This is a genomic window from Streptomyces sp. NH27, from assembly GCF_056859195.1.
In genome coordinates this window covers 1-3,627 of record NZ_JACEGK010000668.1, presented here as the reverse complement: position 1 = coordinate 3,627, position 3,627 = coordinate 1, and the positions used below count along the sequence as shown (strand labels likewise).

Annotated in this window: 3 protein-coding genes and 1 pseudogene; all 4 read left to right on the top strand. The window is 75.1% G+C overall.

Going from position 1 to position 3,627, the window contains the following annotated elements; translation table 11 throughout:
- Positions 1-263, top strand: a pseudogene (locus AC13HU_RS34095) (uracil-DNA glycosylase); the annotation flags it as partial.
- A gap of 26 nt (positions 264-289) precedes the next feature.
- On the top strand, positions 290-1,141 hold the full coding sequence (locus AC13HU_RS34090; protein ID WP_483045863.1) for an LURP-one-related family protein: 852 nt from the start codon (positions 290-292) through the stop codon (positions 1,139-1,141).
- A 117-nt stretch (positions 1,142-1,258) separates the two neighbouring features.
- On the top strand, positions 1,259-2,335 hold the full coding sequence (locus AC13HU_RS34085) for an N-acetylglucosamine kinase (RefSeq protein ID WP_483045864.1): 1,077 nt from the start codon (positions 1,259-1,261) through the stop codon (positions 2,333-2,335).
- Positions 2,336-2,714: 379 nt separating this feature from the next.
- Positions 2,715-3,608, top strand: coding sequence for a sirohydrochlorin chelatase (locus AC13HU_RS34080; protein ID WP_483045862.1), 894 nt, complete (start codon positions 2,715-2,717; stop codon positions 3,606-3,608).
- The last annotated feature ends 19 nt before the right edge of the window (positions 3,609-3,627 follow it).

Below are 3,627 nucleotides of genomic sequence, written 5' to 3'. Positions count from 1 at the left end.
CCCTTGTACCGGGCTGGGCTGTGACACCCGAGGAGTGGGTGGGCAAGCACCTGGCCGGCCGCGGGCGGCCGCTGGTGCCGATCCTGCGGGGCCGCGACGCCCGCAACGCGCGGCCGCTGCCGGGCCCGCTGTCGGTGATCGAGTCCGCGTACCCGTCGCCGATGTCGGCGGACCGCGGCTTCCTCGGGTCGCGTCCCTTCAGCCGTGCCAACGACCTGCTCGCACAGCAGGATGGTCAACCGGTGAACTGGCAACCGGCCTGAACCGGACCCCACGGTAGTCTGCCCGGGTGACGACGCACTCCAACACCCCGGCCGGCTGGTACGCCGACCCGCAGGGCACTCCGAATCTGCTCCGGTACTGGGACGGCGCCCAGTGGACCGAGCACACCAACCCCGGCCAGGTCCCGGGCCAGCAGCAGGCGCCCAAGCAGGAGGGCGGCAGCGCCTGGGAGCTGGACGTCAGCCGCGCGCCCGACCCCTCGAAGATCCAGCACCAGGTCCAGGGCCAGGCCGGTGTCATGTCGCCCGGCTACGGCGGCGGCACCCTGTTCACGGAGCCGGTGCTCGTGGTGAACCAGAAGGCCAAGCTGATCGAGCTGGTCAACGAGTACACCGTCTTCGACCAGAACGGCCGCACCCTGGGCTCGGTGGTGGAGGTCGGCCAGAGCACCGCCAAGAAGGTGCTGCGGTTCGTCTCCAGCGTGGACCAGTTCCTCACCCACAAGCTGGAGGTGCGGGACGCACAGGGCCAGCCGCACCTGGTGCTCACCCGCCCGGCGAAGTTCATCAAGTCGAAGGTGCTGGTGCACCGGGCGAACGGCGAGCCGCTGGGCGAGATCGTCCAGCAGAACGCCTTCGGCAAGATCAAGTTCGGGTTCATGTACAACGGCCAGCAGATAGGCGCGATCAAGGCCGAGAACTGGCGGGCCTGGAACTTCGCCATCGTGGACCACACCGACACCGAGATCGGCCGGATCACCAAGACCTGGGAGGGTCTGGCCAAGACGATGTTCACCTCGGCCGACAACTACGTCCTCCAGATCCACCGGCAGCTCGCCGACCCGCTGCTGAGCATGGTCGTGGCGTCCGCGCTCACCGTGGACACCGCGCTCAAGCAGGACTCGCGCGGGCTCGGCTGAGGCGTGCGGCACTCCTCCTCCCCCGGGACGCGATCCGCGTCGGACCCCACGACGGACCCCACCGCCGAATCCGCCGAATCCACGGCCGAATCCGCGACCGGCCTCCGGTCCGGCCCGCTGTCCGGCCCGTTCGCCGATGCCGAAGCGGGCGACGGCTGCTGGGTGCTGGGCATCGACTCCGGCGGCTCCGGCGTGCGCGTGGCCCTCGTGCCCGCCGACGCGGTCACCGGCCCCACCGGGACGGCCGACGCGGCCGAGGCGCCCACCGCCGGGGCAACCGTGGCAGCCGCCGACCGCCCCGCCGTCACCGGTCCGCGCGGCATCGACGCGGCGAGCCTGCTGGAGCGCGTACGGCCGCTCGTCGAGGAGCTGATGACGGCGGCCGGGGCCCGGCGGATCGCGGCGGCCTGCGTCGGTGCGGCCGGGATGGCCACGCTCGGCGACGACCTGCGCGCCTGCCTGCCGGACGCGCTCGCCGGCGCCTTCGGGGTACGACGCCTCGCGCTGGCCGGCGACGCGGTGACGGCGTACGCGGGCGCGCTCGGCCTGCGCCCCGGCGTGGTCGTGGCCGCGGGCACCGGCATGATCGCGCTCGGCACCTCGGCGGACGACGGCGCCCGCGAGGGCACCGGCGGCGGTTGGCGGCGCGCGGACGGCTGGGGCCACCTGCTGGGCGACGCCGGCGGCGGTGCCTGGATCGGCCGTGCGGGCCTGGACGCGGCGATGCGCGCCCACGACGGGCGGGCCGGCGGCTCTGCGGCGCTGCTGGCCGCGGCCCGGGAGCGGTTCGGACCGCTGGATACGCTGCCGGGCCAGCTCTACCCGCGGCCCGACCGGGCGGCGGTGCTCGCGTCGTTCGCCCCGGCGGTGGCACGGCATGCGGCAGACGACCCGGTGGCCGCCGGAATCCTGCGGCAGGCCGCGGCGCACATCCTGGAGTCGGCCGCGGCCGTACGGCCCGGGGCCGGCCCGGTGGACGTGGCGCTGGCGGGTGGGCTGTTCAAGATGGGCGAGCCGCTGCTCGGCCCGCTGCGGGAGCAGGCGGCCGGACTGCTGCCCGGCGCCACGCTCGTGCCGGCCGCGGGCGACCCGCTGGACGGCGCGGTCCTGATCGCGGGCGCCCTGCAGCGCGGCCGCCTCACCTTGCCGGTCGACCCGGGGCTGCTCACCGTGACGGACCGCCCGGGCGCGTAGGCCGTGTTGGGGAAGTAGCGCCGTCCGCCCGAAAGGCGGGGCCCGTGGCGTCCGGCGCTCCCCCACAGCCTTCGGCGTGGCTGGGCCTCTGGCGAAGGCAGCCCGACAACGCTCGGGGCGCTCCCCCCTGGCTTCGCCGGAGGTGCCCCCGGCGAAGGCAGGGGGAGAGCGTACGGGCACCACGGGGCTGGGGGCGCCCCCGGCGGCCAGGCCAGGGGGAGGGGCTTCCCCAACACGGCCCAGGGCTGCCGCCGTCCGTACCGGTCGGGCTCGGTCACTGGCCGAACGCGGTCGGTGAAACGGACACTTCTGGACAGGTCTGACCTCCTTCGCACCCTGGCGAACAAGCAGGTGGCGCAAGGCGTTAGCATGCGACGCCATGAGCAATGCCACAGGGCCCGCCTCCGGCCTCCCCGTTCGAATGCCGCGTCCGCGCCAGCCGGGACGACACCGCCGTCCGGAGGCGCTCAGCGCGCCCGAGGGCTCCCCGGTGCTGGTTCTCGCCGTGCCGGGCACCCCGACCGCAGCGGCGCTCAGCCTGGCCGAGGAGGTCGTGAGCATCGCGCGCTCGGAGTTGTCCGGGCTCGACCCCCGGATCGCCTTCGTGGACGGCGAGGACGGCGACCTGGACGAGTTCCCGTCGCTGCGCGGCGTGCTGGACCAGGTGGCGGTCGAACGGCCCGGAGAGGACACCTCGGCGGTCGTGGTGCCGCTGCTGGCCGGTCCCGAGGCGGCCGTGCTGCGCCGGATCCGGCAGGCCGTGATCGACAGCAAGGCGCAGGTGGTGCTGACGGACGTGCTCGGCCCGCACCCGCTGCTCGCCGAGGCGCTGCACGTCCGGCTGTCGGAGGCGGGCCTGGCCCGCGCCGACCGCGCCCGGCTGTTCACGGTCGCCACGGCGGCCGACGGCATCATCCTGGCCACGGTGGGCGGTGAGGAGGCGGCGCAGGCCGCCGGCGTGACCGGCCTGCTGCTGGCCGCGCGGCTCGCGGTGCCTGTGCTGGCCGCCGCGCTCGACGTGGACGGCTCGATCGCGGGCACCGCCGAGCAGTTGCGGTCCTCGGGTTCCTCCACGCTGGCGCTCGCGCCGTGCCTGATCGGCCCGGAGATCGCCCCGCAGCTCCTGCACACCGCGGCCGCGGAGGCGGGCTGCTCGGGCGCCGACGCGCTCGGGCCGTACCCGGCGGTCGGCAAGCTCGTGGTGACGCAGTACGCGACGGCGCTGGGCATCGCGCTCCAGCCGGTGCAGCACGGCGGCGCGCAGCAGCAGTAACAGGGGCTCCCCTGGCGCC

Bases quoted from the DNA above. Each gene is read 5' to 3' on its own strand.
- AC13HU_RS34080 (WP_483045862.1), top strand. From the start codon at position 2,715: ATGAGCAATGCCACAGGGCCCGCCTCCGGCCTCCCCGTTCGAATGCCG.